This window comes from Rhizobium deserti (assembly GCF_004358025.1).
Lineage (GTDB): Bacteria > Pseudomonadota > Alphaproteobacteria > Rhizobiales > Rhizobiaceae > Neorhizobium > Neorhizobium deserti.
This window is the reverse complement of sequence record NZ_SMTL01000001.1, coordinates 943661-969927: the sequence shown is the minus strand read 5'-3', so window position 1 is coordinate 969927 and position 26267 is coordinate 943661. Positions and strand designations below refer to the sequence as shown.

Below are 26267 nucleotides of genomic sequence, written 5' to 3'. Positions count from 1 at the left end.
CACCTGAACATGGCAGGCGCTACCTGCCGTGTTCAGGTTTTTCAGGTTTCTCATGAGTTCCATCGCCGATACCAGCGTCTTGCCTGCGCAGCGCCGCCGCTTGCCGGCTGCATCGTCGTGGACAATGACGACTGCGGTCTCCGTGGCCCTGCTCGCCCTCATGCCGCTTGGCTTTGTACTATGGGCGACAGTGGCGACCGGTTGGGAGACCGCGCAGCAGCTGATCTTCCGCTCGCGCGTCGGCGAGCTGATGATCAACACGATCCTGCTCGTCGTCTTCACCATTCCGATCTGCACCCTTCTTTCGGTTGCGCTTGCCTGGTTGACCGAGCGCAGCGATCTGCCGGGCGCGCGCCTGTGGTCCTGGCTTTGCGTGGCGCCGCTCGCCGTGCCGGCCTTCGTGCATTCGTATGCCTGGGTCGGCCTTTGGCCCGGCATCCACGGGCTCGGCGCCGGCATAGCGATTTCGGTGGTTGCCTATTTCCCATTCGTTTATCTTCCCGTCTCGGCCGCATTCCGGCTCCTCGACCCGGCGCTGGAGGATCAGGCCGCATCGCTAGGCCTGGCGCCCCTTGCGGTGTTTCGCCGTGTCGTGCTGCCGCAGCTTCGGCTGGCCCTATGCGGCGGGGCCCTGCTGATCGGCCTGCACCTGCTCGCCGAATACGGGCTCTATGCCATGATCCGCTTCGACACGTTTACGACGGCGATCATCGACCAGTTCCAGTCCACCTATAACGGCGTCGCCGCCTATATGCTGGCGGTGGTGCTGGTCGTCTGCTGTTTCGTGCTGCTGGGGCTGGAAGCGGCGGTACGTGGCCGTCGCCGTTATGCGCGCCTTGGTCCGGGCGTCGCTCGCCAGGCCAAGGTCGCCCGTTTGGGAAGGTGGGCATATCCGTGCCTGCTGCTGCCGCTTGTCACCTCCGCCTTCTCGCTTGGCATTCCGGCCTTCACCCTTGGCCGATGGCTGGTGGGTGGCGGCACGAGCATCTGGCGAATGGACGAGATAGGACTAGCGCTCAGCCAGACGCTGGTGATCTGCCTTGTTGGCGGGCTTGCAACGACGACTGCAGCCGTGCCGATTGCCTGGCTTTCGGTGCGCCGGCCGACGCGGGCCAGCCGTCTCCTTGAAGCCTGCTATTATCTGGCAAGCTCTATGCCCGGCGTCGTCGTCGCCCTGGCGCTGGTGACGATAACGGTGCGGCTTCTGCTGCCGCTTTACCAGACGCTCGCCACCATCGTGCTCGCCTATGTCATCATGTTTCTGCCGCGCGCACTCGTCAGCCTCAGGGCCAGCATTGCGCAGGTGCCGATGGAACTTGAGCAGGCGGCTGCCTCGCTCGGACGCTCGCCTGCCAATGCGCTATGGTCCACCACCGTGCGGCTTGCAGCACCGGGGGCTGCGGCCGGAGTGGCGCTCGCTTCGCTCGGCATCATGAACGAACTGACGGCCACGCAGATGCTGGCGCCCAACGGCACGAGAACGCTCGCCATGGCCTTCTGGGCCCTGACGGGCGAGATCGACTATGCCGGTGCTGCACCCTATGCCGTGCTGATGGTGCTGTTTTCGCTGCCCCTGACATGGCTGCTCCACCACCAATCGAAAAAGATCGCCGGGCGATGACGCTTCTCCAATTGAATTTCCTGAACAAGCACTTTGGCGCAGTGGCCGCGCTCGACGGCGTCCACCTGACCGCGACCAGCGGCAGTCGGACTGCCATTGTCGGCCCCTCCGGCTGCGGCAAGACTACGCTTCTGCGCCTGATTGCCGGTTTCGAGACGCCGGATGCGGGAGAGATCCTACTTGATGGACACAGGATCGCAGATGCGGATGCCCAGGTGCCGGCGCATCTGCGCAATATCGGCATCGTCGCCCAGGACGGCTGCCTGTTTCCCCACCTGAGCGTCGTTGACAATATTGGCTTTGGGCTCAAAGCCGAGCGGGCGGTGAAGCTGGCGCGGGCGTCCGAACTGTTGGACATGGTCGGGCTCGACCAGGCCATGCTGGCGCGAAAGCCGGACCAGCTTTCCGGCGGCCAGCAGCAGCGTGTCGCGCTGGCACGGGCGCTGGCCCGCAAGCCTCGACTGATGCTGCTCGACGAGCCCTTCTCGGCGCTGGATACGGGGCTGCGGGCAGCAACCCGCAAGGCGGTGACGGAGGTCCTTTCGACCGCTGGCATTACCACCATACTTGTCACCCATGATCAGGGTGAAGCGCTCGCCTTTGCCGATCAGCTGGCGGTGATGCGTGGCGGCCGTTTCGTGCAGGTTGGCCATCCACGCGAGGTTTATGAAAGACCGGTCGATGCGGCAACCGCCGTCTTTTTGGGGGAGGCGGTTCTTCTCCCGGCGGTAGTCACGGCGGGGCGGGCGCAAACGCCGCTCGGAGTTCTGGCGGTTGAGGACCTGGAATTTCGCGGACAGACTACCGTGCTGCTGCGTCCGGAGCAGATTTCCGTCCGCCGAGTGGAAGGCGGGGAGGGCGATGGTGTGATCACCGACTTAGTGTTCGGTGGCTCTACCTGCAATGTCTGCCTGACGCTGGGCGGCACAGAAGCCTTTTCCTTCCGGATAGACGTCCCCAGCCGCGACATCCGTTCCGCCGGAGATCGGGTAGCCATTGGCGTGGATGGACCTGCCCACATTTTCCCTTAATGGGAACTTGGAACCTTTTTCGACGTTGAGTGGCCATTCAACGTAAAAGGTAAAATTCCATGCTGAAATGGGCTCTTATTTTTCTGGTCATCTCGCTGATTTCCGGCTTCCTTGGCTTTTCGGGTGTTTCCGCCGCAACGGCGTCGATCGCGAAGATCCTGTTCTTCATCGCCATCGTGCTCTTCCTGATCTTCATCGTGCTGACCTTTGCCGTCGGCAGCGCCGTATTCTGATCCTGTCGATGCCTGATCGAAGCTGAAGGTTGTCCGCCAAAGCCTCAGCCGTGAGACATTAGCCGCCGGAGGGATGCTTCTGGGCAAAGACCAGGAGCTTCCAGGCAACGGGGCCGAGAAGCGTGTGCTCGTGGTGGCTCTTGGGGATGGCGGCGCCCTTGTCCACTACGATTTCATCGCCGCAGGTTGTGCAGCGGTAGATGCCGGCATTGCGAACCACCTGGCCGGGTTTCCAATCCTGATCGAAGGCCCAGGATTTGGTTTCCACTATATGCGTCGGATATTTGTACTGCGCCACGCCAGCCTCCGCGATCTATTCGCTGCACCTTATAAAAGGAAAGTAACCAATTCGACTGTGAACGCCGTAAACGAATTCAAACAGGGAGGGCTGTGCTGGTTCTGGCCGGCATTACTTTGAACGAGGTGAGGGCGGCCAACGTGATCTCGTGGCAACGACGTGACGTCAATCTGTCGCCCGACCCCGTTCTTGATCTAACGGCAGTCGCGCCCCCGATGGGCTTCTGACAGACCGGCTGGCGGAGGTCCAGTCTTCCCAAACCACGGCCATGAAAAAAGGCCTCTCGATGTCTCGAAAGGCCTTTTTGAAAAGGGATGGTGGGCGTGACAGGGATTGAACCTGTGACCCCTACGATGTCAACGTAGTGCTCTCCCGCTGAGCTACACGCCCATCCGTGGCGGCGCATAGACCATAGAGCGGTCGGGCCGTCAACAGGTTTTTCGCACCAGATGCGAAGCTTTTTTGAACAGCCTGCATTCCGGTGCTTACGGTCTTAGGCCGCCAGGAGCTTGTTCACTTCGTCCACAAGATCGCGCAGGTGGAAGGGCTTGGAAAGCACCTTTGCATCCTTCGGCGCCTTGGAATCAGCATTAAGTGCCACTGCTGCAAAACCGGTGATGAACATGACCTTGAGGTCGGGATCGAGTTCCGTTGCGCGGCGGGCAAGTTCGATGCCGTCCATTTCCGGCATGACGATATCGGTCAGGAGCAGCGAGAAGGGTTCCTCGCGGAGCCGGTCATAGGCGCTGGCGCCATTGTCGAAGGAAATAACTTTATAGCCAGCCTTCTCCAATGCTTTCACGAGGAAGCGGCGCATATCATTATCATCTTCGGCGAGAAGAATTTTCTGGAGCATCTTCGGGGACCGTTATCCGTGTATTAGAAGTGTCTGTATAGCCATTCACACTGCCAAGTCACGGTAAATATCCGTTTAATGGGGTGGAAGCGGCCTCAGTGAGGGATACATAGTATGGACTTGGCGTCAGGCAACTGGCAACATACCACTTCGAACTAGTTGGCGACATGGTAAAAGCAGGATGGATTGCAGCGCAGGCGGTATCAAGCATTTCGAGGTGAGAGAGCCCCCGACGCAGACCATTCCCTTCGTGTTCAATTCGCCGCATAGCGGCCGCAGCTATCCGACTGCCTTCCTCGCCGACAGCAATCTTGACTCGATCGCCATTCGCCGCTCCGCCGACCATTACGTCGATGAGATTTTCGCGGATGCGCCGGAAATCGGGGCGCCGATGCTGATGGCGCATTTCCCGCGTGCCTATCTCGACGTCAACCGCGAGCCCTATGAACTCGACCCGCGCATGTTCGATGGACCGTTGCCGTCCTATGCCAATATCGGCTCGATGCGCGTCGCGGGCGGGCTCGGCACCATACCACGCATTGTCGCGGAAAACATGGAAATCTATCGCAGGCGGTTGCCGGTAAACGAGGCGCTGTCCCGGATCGAGACGATTTATAAACCTTACCACGCCTGCCTGCGCAGATTAATTGCCAGAACCCATGCGCGGTTCGGGCTTTGCGTGCTGATCGATTGCCATTCCATGCCCGGCAATATCCGGATATCAGGATCCGACATGCGTCCCGACTTCATCATCGGCGACCGTTACGGCACGAGCGCCTCTGCCGAGCTTTCGCGCGCGGCGCTGCACATGTTCGACAGGATGGGCTTTTCGGCCGTCCGCAACAAGCCTTATGCAGGTGGGTTCATCACCGAACATTATGGACGGCCGGTACGTGGGCTGCATGCGCTGCAGATCGAGATCAACCGGGCGCTCTATGTCGACGAGGTGACGCTTGCCAAGAAGCCGGAATTCCCGGTGATTGCCGCGGCGCTTTCCACCTTCATGCGACAGATGGCGGATTTCGTCGCAGATTTTTCCGGCAGCAACACCGCACTTGCCGCTGAATAGTCTCAGCCTCTCCCAGAATCCAAGGCAAAAAAAACCGCGCTCGGGGCGCGGCTGAGTCTAGGGAGGAAACACCCAAGGAGGGTATTTACAGTCAGAGACTGTAGGGAGAACCTATGGAAACTATGCACAATTGTCAAGCACATTTAACGCGTGATTAAATTTGCATCATTTATAGGCGGGATGATGCGTTTTTCGCCAAGCTGAAGATTGGCGGACAATTCCAATCTGCGACGGGAGGCGATAGAAGAGCTCTTCTGCCACGATGGGAATTCAAAATGTTACCCGATCGCACCTTCTTCCATGCTCTCGCCGATGCCGCGAAGGCGGAAACGCTGCCGCGATTTCGCACCGGCGTTTCGATCGTCAACAAGATACAAGAAGGCTTCGATCCGGTTACCGAAGGTGACCGTGCCGCCGAAACGGCAATCAGAGCGATGATCGTTGCAAAGTTTCCCGGGCATGGGATTCTCGGCGAGGAGCATGGCAATACCGGGCTCGACCGCGAGCATGTCTGGGTCATCGATCCGATCGACGGTACGCGAGCGTTTATTTCGGGCCTGCCGGTCTGGGGCACGCTGATCGGTTTCCAATCCCACGGCCGTGCAATGATGGGGCTGATGGATCAGCCATTTATCGGCGAACGCTATTATGCAGACGGTACGCGCGCCTGGTATTCCGGTCCGGACGGTGAGCGGCAGCTTGCGACGCGCGACTGCGGCGCGCTTGCCAATGCCATTCTATTTACCACCTCGCCGCATATCTTTACCGGCGAAGATGCCGTCAGATACCGGGCGGTGGAGGAAAAGGTGCGGTTGTTCCGCTATGGCTGCGATTGCTACGCCTATGCACTGCTTGCTGCAGGCCATATAGACCTTGTCGTCGAGAACAGCCTCAAGCCCTATGACGTCGGGGCGCTGATCCCGATCATCGAGCAGGCTGGCGGCGTGATTACCACCTGGGACGGCGGCCGGCCGGAAAACGGTGGCAGCATTGTCGCGGCGGGCTCGAAGGCTGTCCACGAAGAAGCCATGGCGCTGCTGGCCGGCCGGTAGTGCTTTTCAGGCGGCAGTCTCAGAAAGGTCCAGCCCACCGTCCAGTCCCGGCATAAAGGCCTCGATCGCAGCGAGCGCCTGTGCCCGATAGATATCCCTGTCCTGCAGCAGTTCATGGCGGCCGCCGGTGATGGTGACGAGCTGCCCAGCCCGAAAGTTGCGCGACAATTCCTCTTGCGCTGCATAGGGCACGATGCCGTCTAGCACCGGCGCCAGAATTAGCGTCGGAATGGTGATCTTCGTCAGATGCGCCTGGGAAGCGACGCGTTTTGCCGCCTTGAAGGTTTCGTGTAGCCAGCGAGCGGTGGGGGCGCCGATCGTCAACTCCGGATGAGCGGCGATGATCTCCGCATTGCGCCGGAACCTGTCCGGGTCGGATGTCAGGGGATTGCCCGCAAACGGCCGATGACTTTGATCCTGTCCAAGCTGCACTTTGCCCAATCCCGTCCAACTGGCCAAGCCGGCAATGGTGCGGATAACACCTTCCGGGAGGCTCTGGCCGGTGAGCGCGATGTATGGCGCTGCAAGTGCCATGCGGCTAATGCGGTTCGACAGTCTCGGTGCTGCAGAAAGGGCAACCAGCGCTCCCGTGGAGTGAGCGACGAGGAAGAAGGGCAGGCGGGCATCCGGCAGTACGATATGCTCCAGGAAAATTTCTAAGTCGCGCTCGTAATCCACGAACCGCCGTACATGCCCCTTGCGCTGGTTTTTGGTCAGGCGGTCGGACCCGCCTTGGCCGCGCAGATCATAAACGGCCACCCAAAGGCCGAGGGCGTTGAGGTCCCGGATGGTTTCGAAATACTTCTCGATGAATTCATTGCGGCCGGGCACCAGGACGATCGTGCCGACCGCCGGCGAGCGGTCCGACCGGAACAGCCCGTAGCGGATGCGCGCGCCGCGGTGGCCGGTGAAATAGCCGGCAGTGTAGTTGGCCGGCGCAGGATTGTTCGGGGTCAGGTGGAGGATTGTCATGAATGTGCCGCTCGCTTGTCGCCTCAAGCGATAGGCACGCCAAGTCGGACGTCAAGGAAAAAGACGCCGAAAGCCGTTTTTCCGGTTCCGCGGCACAAGACCTGGAGCCGGAGCGTAATACGGCGCCGTTGGAGGAGGCCGCAGCCTTTGCATCGTCTGTTTCTGCACCCAACGGCCGCGTCCAGATTTCGATGCGGTTCCTTTCCGGCAGGGGCTTGAAGGGGCAAAAGGCAATTCCCATCTTCAACCTGCGGGCGCCGAGAAGGGCCTGCAGAATGGGTTCCGCATCGCCAAGAAGGGATCGGAATCACCTAAAACCGCACCGTCGCTTCCCAAGGAGGACATTATGCGTCACGTCGATTTTACACCCCTGTACCGCTCCACCGTCGGTTTTGACCGTCTTTTCAGCCTGCTCGACAATCGCAGCATTGCCGACCAGACCCCCAGCTATCCGCCCTATAATATCGAGCGGACCGGGGATAACACCTATCGCATCACCATGGCCGTCGCCGGCTTCGACGAAAAGGAAATTTCGATCGAAGCGCATGCGCATGTGCTGACCGTGAAGGGCGAAAAGGGTGAAGATGCCAATGCCAGCGAGAGCGAATATCTTTATCGCGGCATTGCGACGCGCGCTTTCGAGCGCCGCTTCCAGCTCGCCGACCACGTTGAAGTCCAGGCTGCTTCGCTGAAGAACGGTCTGCTCCACATCGACCTTCTCCGGAATATCCCGGAAGCCATGAAGCCCCGTCGGATCGCCATCGCAGCGGAAGCTGCCGATGAAGGCAAGACGATCGAGGCCCAGGTCGCTCCGCAGCAGATCAACTAAGCTCGACCCGAAAACCTCCAAGTCAAGGATCGGACTTCAGACGCCTCTTCCCCCGCCAGGAAGGGGCGTTTTCCAATTCAACCCGTCAGCCTCTGTACAAGAGAGATATCGATTAGCTGCAGGAACATGCAGTGCTGCCTGATGACGAGCAGGCGGGACGGCTAAGGCTGCCGCACCGATGGAAACGCCCTAACCCAGATACCGCCTCATGCTGCCGCGGTTGCCGGCGTCGCTGGCTCCTTGGCCTTCAGGCGTTGCGCATATTTCTGGGCAATGATTGCGCAGGTCATTAGCTGAATCTGGTGGAAGAGCATGATCGGCAGGACGATGGCCCCGATCGAGGCGGACTGGCCCGCAAATATGGCGTTGGCCATCGGCACGCCCGATGCCAGCGATTTCTTGGATCCGCAGAAGGTGATGGTAATCTCGTCTTCCTTGGTAAAACCCAAGGCCCTGCTGCCAAACATCGTGATGCAGATCACCACTGCCAGCAGCACGATGTCGACGAGGACGACAACGGCGATATCGGTGAGGGAAAACGTCCGCCAAATGCCTTCCATGACGGCTTCCGAGAAGGCGGCATAGACAACCATCATGATCGATCCGCGATCGATGGGAGCCATCAAGGTTTTGCGGGCACGGATCCAGGCGCCGATCCAAGGCTGCAAGAGCTGACCGAGCGCGAAAGGCGCCAGCAATTGCAGGGCGATCTTCTGGATAGCATCGACCGATACGCCGCCATCACCCGTCGTCGACATCACCAAACCGGCAAGCAGAGGCGTCAGGAACATGCCTAGCAGGTTGGACCCGGACGCCGCCACGACCGCTGCCGGCACGTTGCCGCCCGCCATCGAGGTGAAGGCGATGGAGGACTGCACCGTCGAGGGCAGGACGCACAGGAAGAGAATGCCCATGTAGAGCGGCGAGGGGAGGATGTCTTCCGGGATGAAGCCGATCGCCAGCCCGAGCAGCGGGAAGACAGCGAAAGTGGTGAGCAGGATGGTGAGATGCAGCCGCCAATGCAGCATGCCTGCAACCACTACCTCACGTGACAATCTTGCACCGTGCAGAAAGAAGAGCAGACCAATGGCGACGTCGGTCGCGGTCCCGAACCAATCGGCCCACACCCCATGGATAGGGAGGATGGAAGCGAGGATGACCGTGCAGACCAGCATGATCGTAAAACGGTCCGGCAGAAGACGCTTCATGACTTGTTCCTTGATTTAATGCTGGATCTGTCGCTTATCACGAAGCGGGATGCAAACACTAACAGTTATCAAGGATCATGATCGTGCTGAACCTGTATCATCTCGACAGCTTCCTGATGCTCCATGAAACCGGCAGCTTTACAACGGCTGCAGCGCGGCTTGGGCTTGGCCAGTCCACCGTGACGCAGCACATCCAGCGACTGGAGAAGTTGCTGGGCCGAAGGCTGGTGACGCGCGATACGCACCAGGTCAGGCTGACGGCGGAGGGGGAGGCGCTGCTGGGCTATGCGCGAGGCATGCTGGATCTGAACGGCAAGGTGACGGCGCTGTTCGGGGAAAGCCGGCTCAGGGGCAAGCTCAGGCTCGGCGTTTCGGAGGATGTGGTGGCGAGCCGGCTGACTGCCATCCTCGAAGACTTCATCCGGCTACATCCGCTGGTCGATCTCGAGCTGACCGTCGCGCTGTCGGCGGTCCTTTATCAGATGCAGGATATTGGCGATCTAGACCTAGTTCTGGCAAAGCGGCATATCGGCGAAACGCATGGCCGGCTTCTTTACCGCGAGCCGCTGGTCTGGCTTGCGCGCGACCCTGAAATCATTCTGTCGCGCTCGCAGGCTTTGCCTCTGATTGCCTTTCCGCCGCCTTCTATCACCCGAAGGGTTGCCCAGGAAGCGCTCGATCGGGAGAAGATGGCGTGGCGGATCGTCTGCACTTGCGGCAGCCTGAGCGGGCTGACTGCCGCCGCACGGGCCGGCATGGGCGTGCTGGTGCAGCCGCGCAGCATGGCTCCGGAAGGCTTGAAGGAGATACCGGCAGACCGGCTGCCGGTATTGGATGACGTAGAGTTCGTCCTTGTCGCAAGGCGTGGCGCGGATGCCGCACTGGTCGACGCTCTTTCCAGCCTGATCGCGAAGCGGATCGGACCTCAGCCTGTGTCGGGCTGAGCCTCGTCAGGCAGCGGCGCAGATCGACAGGAACTGGTCGACATCCTCCTGCGTCGTCGCAAAGCTGGTGACGAGACGGATCAGCACTTCATCTTCTGCGACGAGGTCGGGCATGGTCAGCGGCACCGGCCAGTCGTAGAATGCCGAGCCTTTCTCCTTGGCGGCATCGGCGGATGCCTTGCTGAGCACGGCAAAGACCTCATTGGACGTGGTCTCCCAGGCGAGGCGGGCGCTGTTGAGTGCGCCGATCCCAGCTCGCAGGCGGGTGGCCATGGCGTTGGCGTGGCCGGCGAGATCGAGCCACAGATCGTCCTGCAGATAAGCCTCAAACTGGGCCGAGATGAAACGGGTCTTGGAGAAGAGCTGCGCCGAGCGCTTACGGATATAGGCAAACTCTTTGGCGAGCTCCGGGTTGAAGAAGACGATTGCTTCGGCGCACCAGCAGCCGTTCTTGGTGCCGCCGAAGGAGAGCACATCGACGCCGCGCTTCCAGGTCATTTCCGCCGGCGTCGCTCCGAGAGCGACAAGCGCATTGGCGAAACGGGCGCCGTCCATATGAACCGGCAGGTCATTGTCCTTGGCGATCCTGACGATGGCTTCAATTTCATTGAGGGAGTAGATCGTGCCGGTCTCGGTCGCCTGGGTCATGGTAACGGCGGCGGCGCGCCCGTGATGCAGTGCATCCTGAGGAAAGCCGGCAATCCGCGCCTTCAGCCTGGCCGGATCGATCTTGCCGCCTGCGCCTTCGACGCCCACCATACGCATGCCGGAGAAGAAGTCCGGAGCGCCGCATTCATCCTCGATTACATGGGCTTCGGAATGTGCAAAGACAACGCCGCCGACGCGTGCAATGCTGGCGAGCGACAAGGAATTGGCGGCCGTGCCGGTAGACACGAAGTAAACCGAAACCTCGCGTTCGAAAATCTCGTTGAAGCGCTCTTCGACGCTCTTGTCGAGTTCGCTGTTTCCATAGGCAGCGGCAAAACGAGTCGATTCTTTTGAGAGGCGGTCATTGATGGCGGAATGGGCACCGGCCCAGTTATCGGAAGCGAAGAACATACATTCACCTGGATGAGGTCTGGAGAGGAGCGCAGATTAAGAGTTTTGCGGGTCCATTCAACCGTAAAGCTAGATCTCGTTGCCGGCCCTACCGCTGCAGCAATCAACTTCACGCCAACGCGCCTGGGCCGTAATAAAATTTCGTCGCGTACGGCACGCGGGCAATCAACTGTCGCAGCTTGCCTTCCTTTTGTAGCGTGGGCTCTTGTTAATCATCTCATTCCGTGTCATAGAAAATGGAAATTAGGTCATCTATACTGTCCTAATTTCCGCAAAACACGCGTGTGGTGCGGTCGTTTGCGACTGATTGTTGTGCCGATCCGCGTTATGCTGCGGTTGGTGGCTGCAGTTCGGTACGATTGCGTGACCGGAATTCAGGAGCGCTCCTGTCATCCGGAAGAGACAATAGAGAGCCACCTTGCCGCCCAATGATGAGGCGGCGAACAGGAGGAATGACGATGACGAAGACCATTTCCGAGACGAGCGTCGGTGCCGCCTTGTCTTCCGAAAAGAAACTCGACATTCCGTTCGTTGCTTCCGGCATTCCGGCGGCTCAGGGCCTCTATGATCCTCGCAAGGAGCATGATGCCTGCGGCGTCGGCTTCATCGCCCATATGAAGGGCAAGAAGTCGCACCAGATCGTCAAGGACGGACTGTTCATCCTTGAAAACCTCACGCATCGCGGCGCCGTCGGCGCCGACCCGCTAATGGGCGATGGCGCAGGCATTCTGGTGCAGATCCCCGACCGCTTCTTCCGCGAGGAAATGGCCAGGCAGGGCGTCACCCTGCCCAAGGCAGGCGAATATGCGGCCGGCCATATCTTCATGCCGCGCAAGCCGGAAGAGATCGAGCATTACAAGAAGGTCATCCAGGATGTCATCGCCGAGGAGGGCCAGCAGTTCCTCGGTTTCCGCGACGTGCCGGTCGACAATTCCTCGCTGTCCAAAGCACCCGATATTGCCGCCACCGAGCCGCATCATGTCCAGGTCTTCATCGGCGCCGGCCGTGATGCCGCGACCAACCAGGATTTCGAGCGCAAGCTATTTCTGATCCGCAAGGTGATCTCGAACCGGATCTACGATGCTTTCGGCGGTGCCGATATGGGCTTCTATCCCGTGTCGCTGTCGTCCTCGACGATCGTCTATAAGGGCATGTTCCTCGCCTATCAGGTCGGCGCCTATTACAAGGATCTCTCGGACCCCCGGTTCGAGACGGCCGTGGCGCTTGTCCACCAAAGGTTCTCGACCAATACCTTCCCGTCCTGGAAGCTGGCCCATCCCTACCGCATGGTCGCCCATAACGGCGAGATCAACACGCTGCGCGGCAATGTCAACTGGATGGCGGCGCGTCAGGCCTCCGTTTCCTCGCCGCTGTTCGGCGAAGACATTTCCAAGCTCTGGCCGATCTCTTACGAAGGCCAGTCGGATACCGCCTGTTTCGACAACGCGCTGGAATTCCTGGTGCGCGGCGGCTACTCGCTGGCGCATGCGATGATGATGCTGATCCCGGAAGCCTGGGCCGGCAATCAGTCCATGTCTAAGGAACGCAAGGCATTCTACGAATACCATGCGGCTCTTATGGAGCCGTGGGACGGTCCTGCTGCGGTCTGTTTCACCGACGGCCGGCAGATCGGCGCGACGCTCGACCGCAATGGTCTGCGCCCGGCGCGCTACATGGTGACCGACGACGATCGTATCATCCTGGCGTCGGAGTCCGGCACCCTGCCGGTGCCGGAGGAGAACATCGTCAAGAAGTGGCGCTTGCAGCCCGGCAAGATGCTGCTGATCGACATCGAGAAGGGGCAGATCATCTCCGACGAGGAGCTGAAGTCGCAGCTTGCCACCAAGCATCCTTACGAGAAGTGGCTGGATCGCACCCAGCTGATCCTCGAGGAACTGAAGCCGGTGGAGCCGCGCGCCCTGCGCCGCGACGTGTCGCTGCTCGACCGCCAGCAGGCCTTCGGCTACACGTCGGAAGATACCCGCATCCTGATGTCGCCGATGGCGACGACCGGACAGGAAGCCATCGGTTCGATGGGCACCGACACGCCGATCTCGGCCATGTCGCTGAAGTCGAAGCTGCTCTACACCTATTTCAAGCAGAATTTTGCGCAGGTCACCAATCCGCCGATCGATCCGATCCGCGAAGAGCTCGTCATGAGCCTCGTATCGTTCATCGGGCCGCGTCCGAACATCCTCGACCACGAGGGTGCGGCACATGCCAAGCGGCTGGAAGTGCGCCAGCCGATCCTCACCAACGGCGATCTGGAAAAGATCCGCTCGATCGGCCATACGGAAGACCGGTTCGATACCAAGACGCTCGACTTCACCTATGACATCGAGCGCGGTGCCGAAGGCATGCCGGAAATGCTCGACCGTCTCTGCGAGCGCGCCGAGGCGGCGGTCAAGGGTGGCTATAACATCATCGTGCTGTCCGACCGCCAGCTCGGGCCGGACCGCATCGCCATCCCGGCGCTGCTGGCAACGGCTGCCGTGCACCATCACCTGATCCGCAAGGGCCTGCGCACCTCGGTCGGCCTCGTCGTCGAGAGCGGCGAGCCGCGCGAAATCCACCATTTCTGCTGTCTCGCCGGCTTTGGTGCCGAGGCGATCAACCCCTATCTCGCCTTCGACACGCTGACCGACATGCATATGCGCGGCGAGTTCCCCAAGGAGGTCGATGCGAGCGAGATCGTCTACCGCTACATCAAGGCGGTGGGTAAGGGCATCCTCAAGGTCATGTCCAAGATGGGCATTTCCACCTACCAATCCTATTGCGGCGCCCAGATCTTCGATGCGATCGGCCTGTCGTCCGAGCTGGTGGAAAAGTACTTCTTTGGTACCGCCACCTCGATCGAAGGCATCGGCCTGGAAGAGATCGCCCAGGAAACCGTCACTCGCCATCATGCAGCCTTCGGCAAGGACCCGGTTCTGGCCACGACGCTCGATATCGGTGGCGAATATGCCTACCGCATTCGCGGCGAGAGCCATGCCTGGACGCCCGACGTGGTCGCGACGCTGCAGCATGCGGTGCGCGGCAACAGCCAGGAGCGCTATCGCGAGTTCGCCCAGATGGTCAACGAGACGGCTGTGCGGATGAACACCATCCGCGGCCTGTTCAAGATCAAGACCGCCGAAGCCTTCGGGCGTCAGCCGATCGCAATCGATGATGTCGAACCGGCCGTGGACATCGTCAAGCGCTTCTCCACCGGCGCCATGTCTTTCGGGTCGATTTCCCGCGAGGCGCATACGACGCTGGCGATCGCCATGAACCGGATCGGCGGCAAGTCGAACACCGGCGAAGGCGGCGAGGAAAGCGACCGCTATCTGCCGCTGGCCGACGGCCGGATGAACTCGGAACGCTCCGCCATCAAGCAGATCGCCTCCGGCCGCTTCGGTGTGACGACCGAATATCTGGTCAATGCCGACATGCTGCAGATCAAGGTGGCGCAGGGTGCCAAGCCCGGCGAAGGCGGCCAGCTGCCCGGCCACAAGGTGGATGCAACGGTCGCCAAGACCCGTCATTCCACCCCGGGCGTCGGCCTGATTTCGCCGCCGCCCCACCATGACATCTATTCGATCGAAGACTTGGCGCAGCTGATCTTCGATCTGAAGAACGTCAACCCGACTTCGGATATCTCCGTCAAGCTCGTGTCGGAGGTCGGTGTCGGCACGGTTGCGGCGGGCGTTGCCAAGGCGCGTGCCGACCATATCACGGTTGCCGGTTTCGACGGCGGCACCGGCGCATCGCCGCTGACCTCGCTAAAGCATGCGGGTTCACCCTGGGAGATCGGCCTTGCCGAAACCCAGCAGACGCTGGTGCTGAACGGGCTTCGTTCGCGCATCGCGCTGCAGGTCGACGGCGGGTTGAAGACCGGCCGCGACGTGATCATCGGTGCGCTTCTCGGTGCCGACGAATTCGGTTTTGCGACAGCGCCGGTCATCGCCGCAGGCTGCATCATGATGCGCAAGTGCCACTTGAACACCTGTCCGGTCGGCGTCGCGACGCAGGACCCGGTCCTGCGCAAGCGCTTCAAGGGTACGCCCGAGCATGTGATCAACTACTTCTTCTTCGTCGCCGAGGAAGTGCGTGAGATCCTCGCCTCGCTCGGCTATGCCCGTTTCGACGACATTATAGGTCTTTCCGAACTTCTGGAGAAGGACGAGATGATCGCGCACTGGAAGTCCAGGGGGCTCGATTTCTCGAAGATCTTCCACAAGGTGGAGGCTCCGAAGGAGGCAACGTACTGGACCACCCGTCAGAAACACCCGATCGACGACATTCTCGACCGCAAGCTGATCGAGAAGTCTCTGCCGGCCTTGGAAAGCAAGGAGCCGGTGGTCTTCGAAGTGCCGATCAAGAACGTCGACCGCTCTGCGGGCGCCATGCTGTCCGGCGCGCTTGCCAAGCGCTGGGGCCATAAGGGCCTGAAGGACGATACGATCCATGTGACCTTGCGCGGCACGGCCGGCCAATCCTTCGCCGCCTTCCTGGCGCGTGGCATCACCTTCGATCTGATCGGCGACGGCAACGACTATGTCGGCAAGGGGCTTTCCGGTGGAAGGATCATCGTCCGTCCGCCGGAAAATTCCAAGATCGTCGCGGAGCACTCGATCATCGTCGGCAACACAGTGCTTTACGGCGCGATCACCGGCGAGTGCTATTTCCGCGGTGTCGCCGGCGAGCGCTTCGCAGTGCGCAATTCCGGTGCGATCGCGGTCGTCGAAGGCGTGGGTGACCACGGCTGCGAATACATGACCGGCGGCATTGTCGTCGTGCTCGGCGAGACGGGCCGTAACTTCGCAGCCGGCATGTCGGGCGGCGTCGCCTATGTGCTGGACGAGCGAGGCGATTTCGCCAAGCGCTGCAACATGGCCATGGTCGAGCTCGAGCCGGTTCCGGAAGAAGACGACATGCTGGAAAAGCTGCACCATCATGGCGGCGACCTCATGCACAAGGGACGCGTCGACGTGTCCGAAGACATGACGCGCCACGACGAGGAGCGGCTTTATCAGCTGATCTCCAACCACATGCACTACACCGGTTCGAACCGCGCCAAGGAAATCCTTGATCGCTGGGGCGAGTTCCGACCGAAGTTCCGCAAGGTCATGCCGGTCGAATATCGCCGGGCGCTTGTAGAGATGGAGCGCATGCGGATGGGCGTCGCCGCGGAATAAGTCGACAAGCTTCATCTGCGTGATATGCTGATGGCATATGGCAAAGATGGGGCCTGACATGAACGAGCATGTAAAAGACACTGGTGAAGGTGGCGAGGTTGTCGTCGCCATCTTCAAGAATGGTCGAAGCCGGGCGGTTCGGATACCGAAAGAGTTCGAGTTCGAAGGCGATCGCGCCGTTTTGGTGAAGCAGCCGGATGGATCTATACTGATGCGGACAGCGGTGACCGCAGGCTTGATCGAGTATCTCAAACGGGCGGAAGCCTGGCGTGGAGAGGATTTCGTCGCGGATGATGACGATCTTGCGCCGCTCCGTGAAGTCGAGTTCTGATGCCGTTCATGCTCGATACCAACATCGTCTCGGCGATCGTGAGGGACCCTCGTGGAAAGGTGCTTGAACGACTGCTCGAAGTGGGAGAGGAGAACGCCTTCATCAGCATCATCACCCATGGTGAGATTTGGTACGGCGTTGAAAAGAACGGGTCGGAGGAGCTGGCAAAAAAGGTATCCGCGGTGACGCGGCGGCTTTATGTGGCGCCTCTCAATCTGCCAGGTGATCAGCGATATGCCGAAGTCCGGCTGGCGTTGAGACAGGGAAAGAACATCGGTCCCAATGATCTTTGGATCGCCGCCCATGCGCTTGCCTTGGATGCGATCCTGGTGACGGACAATGAACGTGAGTTTTCCCGGGTGCCGGGACTGAAGATCGAGAACTGGCTGCGGTAGCGGCGGGACGAATTAGGGGTACAAGTATGGGCAAGGTTACAGGTTTCATGGAAATCGACCGGCAGGTGGCGAAGTACCAGCCGGCCTCCGATCGCATCCGGCATTTCCGCGAATTCACGATCCCGATGTCGGATCCGGAAGTAACGAAACAGGCGGCGCGCTGCATGGACTGTGGCATCCCGTATTGCCACGGCCCGACCGGCTGCCCGGTGCATAACCAGATCCCGGACTGGAACGACCTCGTCTACAACAACAAGTGGGAGGAGGCGATCCGCAACCTCCACTCCACCAACAATTTTCCCGAATTCACCGGCCGCGTCTGCCCCGCTCCCTGCGAGGAGGCGTGCACGCTGAACCTCGAAGACGCGCCGGTGACGATCAAGACGATCGAGCAGGCGATTGCCGACAAGGCTTATGAGCTCGGCTTCATCGCGCCGCAGCCGGCGACGGTGAAGACCGGCAGGAAGGTGGCTGTCATCGGCTCCGGTCCAGCCGGCATGGCGGCCGCCCAGCAGCTCGGCCGCGCCGGGCACGAGGTGCATGTTTTTGAGCGCGAGAGCAAGGCGGGCGGCCTGCTGCGCTACGGCATCCCTGATTTCAAGATGGAGAAGAACTTCATCGACCGCCGCGTCGAACAGATGACCGGCGAGGGCGTCACCTTCCATACGGGCGTCAATGTCGGTGTCGACATGCCGGTCGAACAGCTTCTCGCGGAACATGACGCGGTGCTGTACTGCGGCGGATCGGAAACGCCTCGTCCGGCTGGCATTCCGGGTGTCGATCTCAACGGCGTTTATGACGCCATGCCTTACCTGGTGCAGCAGAACCGCCGACTCGGCCGCGAGAACATCGACAGTGTCGCCTGGCCGGCCGATCCGATCCTGGCCGGAGCCAAGCATGTCGTGGTTGTCGGCGGCGGCGATACGGCGTCGGACTGCGTCGGCACGGCCTTCCGTCAGGGTGCGGTCAAGGTGACCCAGCTGGACATCCGTCCGCAGCCGCCGGAAAAGGAAGACAAGCTCGCGGTCTGGCCCTTCTGGGCCACCAAGATGCGCACCTCGTCTTCCCAGGCGGAAGGCGCAATCCGCGAGTTCCAGGTGGCGACGCTGGAATTCGTCGGCGAAGATGGTCAACTGACCGGAGTGCGCTGCTGCGAAGTGGACGAGCGCCGCCAGCCAATCGCCGGCACGGATTTCATCATCAAGGCGGACCTCGCCTTCATCGCGATCGGCTTTTCCGGCCCAATGACGGAAGGCGTGTTGTCCGAACTCGAGGGCAAGCTGACGCTCAACGTCGACCGCCGCGGCTCCACCAATGTCGTTGCCAACGACAAGGACTATCGGACTTCAATCGACAAGTTCTGGACCGCCGGTGACGTGCGCCGCGGCCAGTCGCTGGTCGTCTGGGCGATCCGCGAGGGCCGCCAGGCGGCCCGCGCCATCGACGAGGCTCTGATGGGAAGCTCGGTCCTGCCGCGGTAAATCTCCGCAGTTTGGCTATTCAAGGTTCTTTCCTCCTGGGAAAGGGTCTTGCTCATTTCTGGATCTGGTTTGACTGCTGCCGAGAATCGGCCCAGCCTCCGTCGAATGTACATCCTGAAGCACGGTATCAAGAAGGATCCGGTGAGGCGGTGGGCTCTGCCCGACCGGATCTTCTTCGGATATGGTGCCTGCCATATTCTAGCAGGCGTATTTCTTCGACATCCGCCGTTCCGGCGATTTTATGCCGAGCGTATCATTCCGGTTGAAGGCTTTGCAGGTGCCCATGCCTATGTCACCGATGGTATCATTGCCTTCGACTATCACGGCTACTCGTGTCGGGAACGGCTACTGAAGCATCATGCCAAAGGCTGGTTGGAGCACTATCCGGGCTGGCAATGCGACATCGAAGTGGTCGATTTCGACCTTCTCGACACTGGCGAATTGAACCGCCGCAAGATGCTGGGGCCGGATCAGTATCTCCACAATGCCATTCCCCGCGCGCGGGCTTTTGTGGATCGTGTCAAACATGAAGAGGGAGCGGCGAGAGCGCGACGAATTCTCGATCTTGGCTGAAAATAGCGATTGTACCCACCGGTATCCGGCAGATCTTACTGCGTAGCCTCTACCCGGTAATTGTCGATTCGTCCTGCCGGCGGCTCCGGCAGTTCGCCCCGCTTCACCAGCTTGTCACGTGGTGTTTCGGCCAGAACAGCAGGCGGCGGGGTGGCGCCGAGCAGTTCGCTTCCGCCGTCCAAGTCAGGATCAACAAGGCTGATCGGCTGGGTGGGAACGGCCGTGTCTGACGGAGACGGCGTCATCGAAAGCGTGGGCAGGCTGCCGGGGTCGAGGCTGAGGAGATCGGCGCTGGCCATGTCGCCCAAATGTCTGCGGGCAAGCCGTTCGACGTAAAATGCCAGCTTGCGCTTGCCTGCTTTTGTGAATGTGATGCCGTCGGAACCGCGCAGCCGGACCTGCTGGCCGTTGATGTCCGATCCGGTCACGACGAATTTGCCTTCCTCGTCAACGAAGCCGTCCCAGACATCGACAAATTCGCCGCCCGCCTTTTCAACCTGGGCACGGTAGAGTGCATTGAGCGTCACCGCGTCTGCTGTCAGCGCAGGGGACTGGAAGGCCGGCAGGCCGACCCAGAGCAGGGGGATCTTCCGCGATGTGACAGCGCTGGCAAACTGCGTGACCCGGTTCTGGTATTCGGTGAACCAGCCATCGCTGCGGAACTTTTCCTTGTTGTCTCCGATCGACATCTGCTGACGGTCATTGGCGCCGAGCATGACGACGACGACTGCCGGCTTGACCTCGTCGATCATGCCTGGCAACGCCGCCAGCCAGTCGAAATGATCGGTGCGCACCAGACCGGACGAGCCATTGCTGCGCTCGACGATGGAAACTCCCGGCGAGCTTTCGAAAGCGGTTTCAAGTTCCGATCCAACGCCGCCGGCGAGGAAATCGCCGACCACCAGCACTTTGCGCGCATCCTCTAGTTTGGCTGCCGGCTCGGCTTTCAGTGGTGCTGCAGGCTGCGGTTCCCGAGGCGTGGAAGCTCTAACCGTGCTGCGGCGGGGCGGCCGAGCGGGCGCTTCGATGATCGAACCGTTCCGGGGGTCGTAGCGGCTGCCTCGCTCGTAACGCGGCTCATACCGTGGCTGGTAACGCGGCTCATATCGCGGTTCGTACCGCGGATAACGCTCATAACGAGGACGGTCGCCGAAGAACATATCGAGGAGGTTGCGCCGCTGGCCTTCCTGAGCCGATGCCGGCCCAGTTTGGATGGGCAAGGCGATCGCCAGCGCCATAAACAGAAGAAGGAGGCGAACCAGCCTTCCATATTGCCCTGTTTTCTGCACGCGTCTCAAACCTCCGGCGTCACGCACGCCTGATGGCGTCTCAACCATGATGTGGCGCCGCCGTGGCTTGTTGTCAACGCAAGGCTTGGAGCAGCTTCTGGGAAGGCTCGCCGTTCGGCTGCATGCCCAGGCGCTGCTGGATTGTTGAAATGGCGGCCTTCGAGCCGGAGCCGAAATTGCCGTCGACTTCACCTTCGTAATAGCCAAGCGCCTTCATCCGGGTCTGCAGTTCGAACTTTTCCTTGATGTCGAGAGTGCCGTGAGGCCGCGGCCAATCCTGCTGGACGCCGCCGTGGCCGGCAATTTCATCCGCAAGCAAGCCAACGGCCAGCGCATAGCTGTCGGCTGCATTATAGCGCTTGATGGTGAAGAAGTTCGACAACATCAGGAAGGCGGGACCTTCCGCACCTGCCATGAGCTTCAGCGTCGCCCGGTCACCGCCTCGCGGAAACGCCTTGCCGTCGGGACGCTGAAAGCCGAGCTTTGCCCATTCGGCCAGCGTCTTGGTTTGTCCTTCGTAGCGGCCGCCGGCCGCCGGGGTCACCGCTTCATAGCCCCAGGTCCTGCCGGCCTGCCAGCCGTTCTTGGCCAGCAGATTGGCGGACGTGGCCAGCGCATCGGGTACCGAATTCCAGATATCGCGCTTGCCGTTTCCGTCCGCGTCGACCGCGTAAAGCAGGTAACTGGTCGGGATGAACTGGGTGTGGCCCATGGCGCCGGCCCAGGATCCGGTCAGGTGCTTTGCACTGATATCCCCCGACTGCAGGATCTTCAGCGCGGCAATGAGCTGCGCACGGGCAAATTTCGCGCGGCTTTGATCGGCCCAAGCGAGGGTCGCCAGGGCCTGCGGCACATGATGCAGCCGGTCGGGCTTTTCCAGAACGGCGCCATAGTTGGATTCCATTGACCAGATGGCCAGAAGAATATTGCGGTCGACGCCGTAATGCCGTTCCAGTGCCGCCAGCGTGCCGTGATGCTTGGCGGCCATTTCGCGGCCGATGCGCACCGTATAGGGATTGACGCGCGAATCGAGATAGTCCCAGATCTTCGACTTGAATTCGGGCTGGTAGGCTGCCTTCTCCAGAACTTCCTCGTCCGGTCCGGTGACGCCGGCAAAGGCCTTGTCGTAGGTGGACCGGCTGATGCCGCTCTTTGCGGCCGTCTCGTAGAATTTTGCCACCCACGTCTTGAAACCGGCATCTGCCTGGGCATCTATCGGGCTGATCGCTGCGGCAAGCCCGGCAGCGAAGCTGAAAACAAACCCGCGGAAACGTTTGGTGCGGAATATCGTCATCGTAGTCGTGTCCATTTTTATCATCAGGCCCGAAAGGCGAGACCGGGATGCGGCTTAACGATGTCATAACAGGATTGGGTCAACAAATTCTTTACCATAGAAAAGCCGCCGGGTGCAGCCCTTTGCGAAACGGTGGCAAATGGCGGATAAGAACCCTTACGGATCAAGATCCGCACAATGAAGTGCTTCAGGAGGCATGAGTGTCAGAGCAACGAAAAATTCGCAAAGCCGTCTTCCCGGTCGCTGGTCTCGGGACCCGCTTCCTCCCCGCGACAAAGGCGGTGCCGAAGGAGATGCTGACTGTCGTCGACAAGCCTGTCATCCAGTATGTGGTGGATGAAGCCGCCGAAGCGGGCATCGAGCACTTTGTTTTTGTCACCGGCCGCGGCAAGGGCGTCATCGAAGACTATTTCGATATCCAGTACGAACTCGAACAGATGCTGCGCGAGCGCAACAAGAATGCTGAGCTAACGCTTCTGTCGCATATCCTGCCGAAGGCCGGCACGGCCAGCTTCACCCGCCAGCAGGTTCCGCTTGGTCTCGGCCACGCGGTCTGGTGCGCCCGCGACATCGTCGGCAACGAGCCCTTCGCCGTTCTGTTGCCGGACATGATCATGTCGTCGGAAAAGAGCTGCCTTGCCGGCATGGTCGATCTCTACGGCCAGACAGGCGGGAACGTGCTTGCCGTCGAGGAATGCGATCCTGACCAGGCTCATAAATACGGCATTGTCGGAAAGGGCGCTCCGGTCGGCGACGGCTTCAAGATCACGGAAATGGTCGAGAAGCCGGCCAAGGGCACCGCACCTTCGAACTTCTTCATCAACGGCCGCTACATCCTGCAGCCGGAGATCTTCAAGATCCTGGAAACCCAGGAGCGCGGAGCCGGCAACGAGATCCAGCTGACCGACGGCATGCTGGCGCTGGCAAAGAGTCAGGAATTCGCGGCCTACCATTTCAAGGGCGAAACCTATGACTGCGGCGCCAAGGACGGCTTCATTCTTGCCAACCTCGCCTTCGCCCTGCAGCGGCCTGACATTCGCCCCGCGATAGAAGGCCCGCTGAAGAAGCTGGTTTCGGGACTGCTGTAAGAGGCATCTGCTTCGTCGAACAAGAAAAGCCCTGGCCGATGACGCCAGGGCTTTTCTTTGCCCGACAGTGCGACAGACAGGCCAACCAATGCCTGCCTTGCCGCACTTGCTGGAACGCAATCAGGCCGGCTTGTGACCCTTGATGCCGTAGAAGGCGATGTAGAGGTAGCAGACCACCGGCATCAGGAAGGCGAGGTGAATGCCGATCGTATCGGCGAGACCGCCTTGTACCACCGGCAGAAGCGCACCGCCGACGATGGCCAGGCACAGGATGCCCGAGCCCTGGCTGGTGTAACGGCCGAGCCCCTTCAAGGCCAGGCTGAAGATCGTCGGGAACATGATCGAGTTGAACAGTCCGACTGCGAGAACGGCCCACATGGCAAGCGTGCCACCCGCAAAGACCGTCAGCAGCAACAAGGCGATCGCCATCACGGCGTTGAAGGCCAAGGCCTTGCCGTCGTCCACATAGCGCATGGCAAAGGAGCCGATAAAACGACCGATCATGGCGCCGCCCCAGAAATAGGCAACGTAATGGGCAGCTTCCGCCTCCGGCATATTGGCGATGGTGGGTTCGGCCAGATAGTTGACGAGGAAGCTTCCAATGCTCACCTCCGCGCCGACATATAGAAAGATGCCGACCGCGCCAAGAACCAGATGCCGGTAGGACCATGCCGAGCCGCCTGCCGCATGGCCGGCAACGTCCGCTTCAGCCTCTTCCACCTTTGGCAGCTTCAGCGCCGCGAAGATGGCGGCCAGTACCAGAAAGGCGATGGCAAGGATCATGTAGGGGAAGCGCACGGCGCCGGCTTCGGCAATGCGCAGGGTTTCGATCTGCTCCGGCGTGGCGTTCTGGATGTCGGCTGCGGCAGCCGACAGGATGAGGAAGGCGCCAAACAGCGGTGCCACTGTGGTGCCCAGCGAGTTGAAGGCTTGGGTCAGCGTCAAGCGGCTGGAAGCGGTTTCCGGCGCCCCCAGTTCGGTCACATAGGGATTTGCGGCGACCTGCAGAATGGTGACGCCAGTTGCCAGAACGAAGAGCGCGCCCAGGAACAGCGCATAGACGCGATAGCTGGCGGCCGGGATGAAGAGCGCGCAGCCGATTGCGGCAACCAAGAGCCCGACGACGATGCCCCATTTGTAGCTGATGCGCTTGACGAGCGCGCCGGCAGGCAATGACACCACGAAATAGGCCCCGAAGAAGCAGAGCTGAATCAACATGGATTGGGTGTAGTTCAGCGAAAATACGTTCTTCAGGTGCGGAATGAGAATGTCGTTCAGGCAGGTAATGAAACCCCACATGAAAAACAGGGACGTCAACGCAACGAGAGCGAATTGATAGTTGTTTGTGCCTGTGCCGGCGGACGACGAAGGACGTCCGGACAAGCTGTCACTCGAATAACTAGCCACTTTATACCTCTGATTTAAGCCTGCAGCCATGCTGCATTGCGGCAGAAATGTGCCGCTCAGGGCGTATATGTTGCATATGCTCACAGTTGGAAAGATAGGATCTGAATTTCGGCCGATCATGCCGCCAGTTCGTTTCGGGGTATCTCGCGGAGCAGGTATGCAGCCCATGCATAGCGCGCCATCCTAACCCTTACCGCTTTAAGCCAGTGCGCAAGATTCGATCGATCACTTGGGTTCGGATGGCAAGATGTCGAAAGCTTCCTGAGGCATTAAGCGCGTGAGACAGATTACGCTCACTATCAAGGCACTCAGGCCTGTCGTTAACGCGACGCTTCCGGCTTTGAGATCACGGAAAGGTGAACTCTTCAGTTTGCGCAAGCATCGGAAATGATTAGCCCTATCGCTTTAGCGTCAGTCCTAGCCCCGCACGGATGATGTCTTGGTCGGAGCTGTCGCTGCCGCTGCTTTGTTCGTATTCGACATCCCCCGTCACATCGAGATAGGGGTTGATTGCCCAGGTCAGACCAGCCCCGGCGACCCAAGTCTTTCCGTCGCTGGTGCCGCCTTGGAAGTCACGCAGGACGGTGCTGCCGCTCAATCGGCCGATGAGGTTGTCGCGCATTTCATGCGCCAGCGCTGCGGTCAGTTCATATTCGACCCAGCCGCTCTCGCCGGCAGTCGTCGTATCCTGCACAGAGGTTCGCAGGCCAAGATTGACGTCGGTGCCGCGCTGCGGCGACCAGGTGGCATTCCCGTCCAGGGTCAGCGCGTCGATCGAGTTCAGCCGGCTATCGTCATAGTCGACTACTTGATAGCCGGTGCCGATCTCGCCGCGCAGCTTTTCGCCAAAATCGAACTCGACGCCGCTGCGCGCCGCATAGCTCTGCGATGAGCGTTCATAACCCGAACTGTCGCGACGGCGGTCGTAGAAGGTATGGCCAGCTGCAACTTCCGCGAAAGGAATGAGCGCCGGTGAAAGCTCGTAGCCGAGGCGCAAGCGCCCGTCGACACCGCTGCGGTTACGATCCTTCATGCTGATGACATTGCCACCGGAAAGCTCTGCATCGGTATAGATGTAGCGGGTAGCGTCCAGCGCAGCAAGCCCGCGGATGAGGCCGAGATCCCGTTCGACCGAGAGCCCGCCATTGAACTGGTGGACGCCGGATTGCTCCGTAGCACCCCCAACCGCATTGGGATCGTCATTGTCTTCGCGCGCGAAGCTGTATCCGCCGGTCACATGCGCGATCGTGTCGTCTGCAAGATCGAGCCGAAGGTCGGCCGCAATCGTGCCCTCGGGTTCGAAATTTCTTTTCCCGCCGCTCAAGTCCTTCTCGAAAGTGCCGTCGCCGGTGACCGTCAGGGAATGGCGCGACCAGTCGGAAGACAGGCTGCCTCGAATGCCGGTAGCGAGATAGTTGCGGGTCAGCTTGGCGCCGCCGGATCGGGTGATCTCGGTATTGATGCTCTGGTTGACGGATGGCCGGAGCATGAACGTGCCAAGCCGTATCCCGGTCGGATCACCCGGTACGCGCGGCTGCTCCTGCTGGTCGATCGGTCCTGCCCCGCTATCGGCATCCAGCGACTGGTCGTAGGGCTGGTTCAGATCCTCCTCGAAAGGTGTATCACGCTCAGCTGCCGCGGAAGCTTGCGGACTGGTGGGCGTGGCTGGGGCCTCGCTTCCGGACTCATTCTCGGTTCCGGTTCCGGGTGCGGTGCCAGCATTCGCGCTTGGCAACGCCGAGCCGGTTGTCGTCCCCGCATTGGTGGTGACCGTTGTCGTGCCGGCTGTGCCGAACTGCTGATCGGAGAGCCCGGGAAGCGGGCTGGCCTGCGAGGGAAAGAGCGTCTGCGCCGTTGCCAGAAGGGGGGAAAGTAGAGGTGAGCCCAGCGCCGAACAGGCGAGCAGCAGGCCGAGAGCCTTCCGGCGCCGGTTCAGCGTCGTGCCTGATATCGTATTGCTCTTCATGGGCCTGCCTGGCGATCGGAATGCTTACCCAAACGTAAAGCCTCGTGGTTAACGTTTGGTTTCGACTTGCCATTTGGGTTCGGGTTTTGGCCAG

At 60.6% G+C, this 26267-nt stretch carries 22 protein-coding genes and 1 tRNA gene; 13 read left to right on the top strand and 10 right to left on the bottom strand.

What is annotated here, in order from left to right:
• The first annotated feature begins 52 nt into the window (after nt 1–52).
• Genes E2F50_RS04695 through E2F50_RS04685 form a run of 3 tightly spaced genes read left to right on the top strand, consistent with a single transcriptional unit; the run spans nt 53 to nt 2885 of the window.
• Nucleotides 53–1621, top strand: a complete 1569-nt coding sequence (locus E2F50_RS04695) for an ABC transporter permease (protein ID WP_133314863.1) — start codon at nt 53–55, stop codon at nt 1619–1621.
• A complete protein-coding gene (locus E2F50_RS04690; RefSeq protein ID WP_133314862.1) occupies nt 1618–2652 on the top strand; it encodes an ABC transporter ATP-binding protein in 1035 nt (344 codons plus the stop codon). Before E2F50_RS04695 ends, E2F50_RS04690 begins: the two co-directional genes overlap by 4 nt.
• Nucleotides 2653–2711: 59 nt before the next feature.
• Complete coding sequence (locus E2F50_RS04685; protein WP_133314861.1) at nt 2712–2885, top strand: DUF1328 domain-containing protein; 174 nt, start codon at nt 2712–2714, stop codon at nt 2883–2885.
• A gap of 58 nt (nt 2886–2943) precedes the next feature.
• Here E2F50_RS04685 and E2F50_RS04680 read toward each other — a convergent pair whose 3' ends face one another.
• From E2F50_RS04680 to cpdR1, 3 genes are all read right to left on the bottom strand, one after another.
• The gene (locus tag E2F50_RS04680; RefSeq protein WP_133314860.1) at nt 2944–3183 is read right to left on the bottom strand and encodes a hypothetical protein; all 240 of its coding nucleotides are present in this window, start codon (nt 3181–3183) and stop codon (nt 2944–2946) included.
• 315 nt (nt 3184–3498) lie between these two features.
• Nucleotides 3499–3573 (bottom strand) — tRNA-Val (locus E2F50_RS04675).
• A gap of 103 nt (nt 3574–3676) precedes the next feature.
• Nucleotides 3677–4039 carry a response regulator CpdR1 gene (cpdR1, locus tag E2F50_RS04670; protein WP_133314859.1) on the bottom strand — a complete coding sequence of 121 codons (363 nt, stop codon included), beginning with the start codon at nt 4037–4039 and terminating at the stop codon, nt 3677–3679.
• Nucleotides 4040–4220: 181 nt separating this feature from the next.
• Here cpdR1 and E2F50_RS04665 point away from each other — a divergent pair, with 181 nt between their 5' ends.
• Together E2F50_RS04665 and hisN are read left to right on the top strand one after the other, a co-directional pair.
• The gene (locus E2F50_RS04665) at nt 4221–5108 is read left to right on the top strand and encodes an N-formylglutamate amidohydrolase (RefSeq protein WP_133314858.1); all 888 of its coding nucleotides are present in this window, start codon (nt 4221–4223) and stop codon (nt 5106–5108) included.
• Nucleotides 5109–5383: 275 nt separating this feature from the next.
• Nucleotides 5384–6160 carry a histidinol-phosphatase gene (gene hisN / locus E2F50_RS04660; RefSeq protein ID WP_133314857.1) on the top strand — a complete coding sequence of 259 codons (777 nt, stop codon included), beginning with the start codon at nt 5384–5386 and terminating at the stop codon, nt 6158–6160.
• 6 nt (nt 6161–6166) lie between these two features.
• Here hisN and E2F50_RS04655 read toward each other — a convergent pair whose 3' ends face one another.
• Nucleotides 6167–7132: an alpha/beta fold hydrolase gene (locus tag E2F50_RS04655; RefSeq protein ID WP_133314856.1), complete on the bottom strand. Its 966-nt coding sequence runs from the start codon at nt 7130–7132 to the stop codon at nt 6167–6169.
• A 346-nt stretch (nt 7133–7478) separates the two neighbouring features.
• Between E2F50_RS04655 and E2F50_RS04650 the strand changes: the two genes are divergently transcribed.
• A complete protein-coding gene (locus tag E2F50_RS04650) occupies nt 7479–7961 on the top strand; it encodes an Hsp20 family protein (RefSeq protein ID WP_133314855.1) in 483 nt (160 codons plus the stop codon).
• Nucleotides 7962–8167: 206 nt separating this feature from the next.
• Here E2F50_RS04650 and E2F50_RS04645 read toward each other — a convergent pair whose 3' ends face one another.
• Nucleotides 8168–9169 carry a bile acid:sodium symporter family protein gene (locus E2F50_RS04645; RefSeq protein WP_133314854.1) on the bottom strand — a complete coding sequence of 334 codons (1002 nt, stop codon included), beginning with the start codon at nt 9167–9169 and terminating at the stop codon, nt 8168–8170.
• Between the two features lie 83 nt (nt 9170–9252).
• Between E2F50_RS04645 and E2F50_RS04640 the strand changes: the two genes are divergently transcribed.
• A complete protein-coding gene (locus tag E2F50_RS04640; RefSeq protein WP_133314853.1) occupies nt 9253–10113 on the top strand; it encodes a LysR family transcriptional regulator in 861 nt (286 codons plus the stop codon).
• A 6-nt stretch (nt 10114–10119) separates the two neighbouring features.
• Here the strand turns inward: E2F50_RS04640 and E2F50_RS04635 are convergent, their stop codons facing one another.
• Entirely contained in the window at nt 10120–11172 is a 1053-nt protein-coding gene (locus E2F50_RS04635) for a threonine aldolase family protein (protein WP_133314852.1), read from the bottom strand.
• 458 nt (nt 11173–11630) lie between these two features.
• Between E2F50_RS04635 and gltB the strand changes: the two genes are divergently transcribed.
• The 5 genes from gltB to E2F50_RS04610 all read left to right on the top strand — a co-directional run bounded on the left by gltB (nt 11631) and on the right by E2F50_RS04610 (nt 19129).
• The gene (gene gltB / locus E2F50_RS04630; protein ID WP_133314851.1) at nt 11631–16349 is read left to right on the top strand and encodes a glutamate synthase large subunit; all 4719 of its coding nucleotides are present in this window, start codon (nt 11631–11633) and stop codon (nt 16347–16349) included.
• Nucleotides 16350–16407: 58 nt separating this feature from the next.
• Nucleotides 16408–16680 carry an antitoxin gene (locus E2F50_RS04625; protein ID WP_161973991.1) on the top strand — a complete coding sequence of 91 codons (273 nt, stop codon included), beginning with the start codon at nt 16408–16410 and terminating at the stop codon, nt 16678–16680.
• Between the two features lie 8 nt (nt 16681–16688).
• Entirely contained in the window at nt 16689–17075 is a 387-nt protein-coding gene (locus tag E2F50_RS04620) for a type II toxin-antitoxin system VapC family toxin (RefSeq protein WP_245515287.1), read from the top strand.
• A gap of 26 nt (nt 17076–17101) precedes the next feature.
• Nucleotides 17102–18556: a glutamate synthase subunit beta gene (locus E2F50_RS04615; RefSeq protein WP_133314848.1), complete on the top strand. Its 1455-nt coding sequence runs from the start codon at nt 17102–17104 to the stop codon at nt 18554–18556.
• A 105-nt stretch (nt 18557–18661) separates the two neighbouring features.
• Entirely contained in the window at nt 18662–19129 is a 468-nt protein-coding gene (locus E2F50_RS04610; protein ID WP_133314847.1) for a hypothetical protein, read from the top strand.
• A gap of 35 nt (nt 19130–19164) precedes the next feature.
• Here the strand turns inward: E2F50_RS04610 and E2F50_RS04605 are convergent, their stop codons facing one another.
• Both E2F50_RS04605 and E2F50_RS04600 read right to left on the bottom strand, forming a co-directional pair.
• Nucleotides 19165–20466 (bottom strand): SGNH/GDSL hydrolase family protein, encoded by a 1302-nt coding sequence (locus tag E2F50_RS04605; RefSeq protein WP_245515286.1) that lies wholly within the window; start codon nt 20464–20466, stop codon nt 19165–19167.
• A 25-nt stretch (nt 20467–20491) separates the two neighbouring features.
• On the bottom strand, nt 20492–21727 hold the full coding sequence (locus tag E2F50_RS04600) for a lytic murein transglycosylase (protein ID WP_425375352.1): 1236 nt from the start codon (nt 21725–21727) through the stop codon (nt 20492–20494).
• 185 nt (nt 21728–21912) lie between these two features.
• Here E2F50_RS04600 and galU point away from each other — a divergent pair, with 185 nt between their 5' ends.
• Entirely contained in the window at nt 21913–22800 is an 888-nt protein-coding gene (galU, locus tag E2F50_RS04595; protein WP_133314846.1) for a UTP--glucose-1-phosphate uridylyltransferase GalU, read from the top strand.
• Nucleotides 22801–22920: 120 nt separating this feature from the next.
• Here galU and fucP read toward each other — a convergent pair whose 3' ends face one another.
• Together fucP and E2F50_RS04585 are read right to left on the bottom strand one after the other, a co-directional pair.
• Complete coding sequence (gene fucP, locus E2F50_RS04590) at nt 22921–24183, bottom strand: L-fucose:H+ symporter permease (RefSeq protein WP_245515317.1); 1263 nt, start codon at nt 24181–24183, stop codon at nt 22921–22923.
• Nucleotides 24184–24604: 421 nt separating this feature from the next.
• On the bottom strand, nt 24605–26173 hold the full coding sequence (locus E2F50_RS04585) for an outer membrane beta-barrel protein (protein ID WP_133314844.1): 1569 nt from the start codon (nt 26171–26173) through the stop codon (nt 24605–24607).
• Nucleotides 26174–26267 lie beyond the last annotated feature (94 nt).

Excerpts from the sequence above, each read along its gene's own strand:
- E2F50_RS04610 (WP_133314847.1), top strand. The coding sequence starts at position 18,662 with ATGTACATCCTGAAGCACGGTATCAAGAAGGATCCGGTGAGGCGGTGG.
- E2F50_RS04635 (WP_133314852.1), bottom strand. The coding sequence starts at position 11,172 with ATGTTCTTCGCTTCCGATAACTGGGCCGGTGCCCATTCCGCCATCAAT.
- E2F50_RS04605 (WP_245515286.1), bottom strand. The coding sequence starts at position 20,466 with ATGGTTGAGACGCCATCAGGCGTGCGTGACGCCGGAGGTTTGAGACGC.
- E2F50_RS04665 (WP_133314858.1), top strand. The coding sequence starts at position 4,221 with ATGGATTGCAGCGCAGGCGGTATCAAGCATTTCGAGGTGAGAGAGCCC.
- E2F50_RS04600 (WP_425375352.1), bottom strand. The coding sequence starts at position 21,727 with ATGGACACGACTACGATGACGATATTCCGCACCAAACGTTTCCGCGGG.
- E2F50_RS04585 (WP_133314844.1), bottom strand. The coding sequence starts at position 26,173 with ATGAAGAGCAATACGATATCAGGCACGACGCTGAACCGGCGCCGGAAG.
- E2F50_RS04645 (WP_133314854.1), bottom strand. The coding sequence starts at position 9,169 with ATGAAGCGTCTTCTGCCGGACCGTTTTACGATCATGCTGGTCTGCACG.
- hisN (WP_133314857.1), top strand. The coding sequence starts at position 5,384 with ATGTTACCCGATCGCACCTTCTTCCATGCTCTCGCCGATGCCGCGAAG.
- E2F50_RS04615 (WP_133314848.1), top strand. The coding sequence starts at position 17,102 with ATGGGCAAGGTTACAGGTTTCATGGAAATCGACCGGCAGGTGGCGAAG.
- cpdR1 (WP_133314859.1), bottom strand. The coding sequence starts at position 4,039 with ATGCTCCAGAAAATTCTTCTCGCCGAAGATGATAATGATATGCGCCGC.
- E2F50_RS04695 (WP_133314863.1), top strand. The coding sequence starts at position 53 with ATGAGTTCCATCGCCGATACCAGCGTCTTGCCTGCGCAGCGCCGCCGC.
- E2F50_RS04690 (WP_133314862.1), top strand. The coding sequence starts at position 1,618 with ATGACGCTTCTCCAATTGAATTTCCTGAACAAGCACTTTGGCGCAGTG.
- E2F50_RS04650 (WP_133314855.1), top strand. The coding sequence starts at position 7,479 with ATGCGTCACGTCGATTTTACACCCCTGTACCGCTCCACCGTCGGTTTT.
- gltB (WP_133314851.1), top strand. The coding sequence starts at position 11,631 with ATGACGAAGACCATTTCCGAGACGAGCGTCGGTGCCGCCTTGTCTTCC.
- E2F50_RS04685 (WP_133314861.1), top strand. The coding sequence starts at position 2,712 with ATGCTGAAATGGGCTCTTATTTTTCTGGTCATCTCGCTGATTTCCGGC.
- E2F50_RS04625 (WP_161973991.1), top strand. The coding sequence starts at position 16,408 with ATGAACGAGCATGTAAAAGACACTGGTGAAGGTGGCGAGGTTGTCGTC.
- E2F50_RS04620 (WP_245515287.1), top strand. The coding sequence starts at position 16,689 with ATGCTCGATACCAACATCGTCTCGGCGATCGTGAGGGACCCTCGTGGA.
- E2F50_RS04655 (WP_133314856.1), bottom strand. The coding sequence starts at position 7,132 with ATGACAATCCTCCACCTGACCCCGAACAATCCTGCGCCGGCCAACTAC.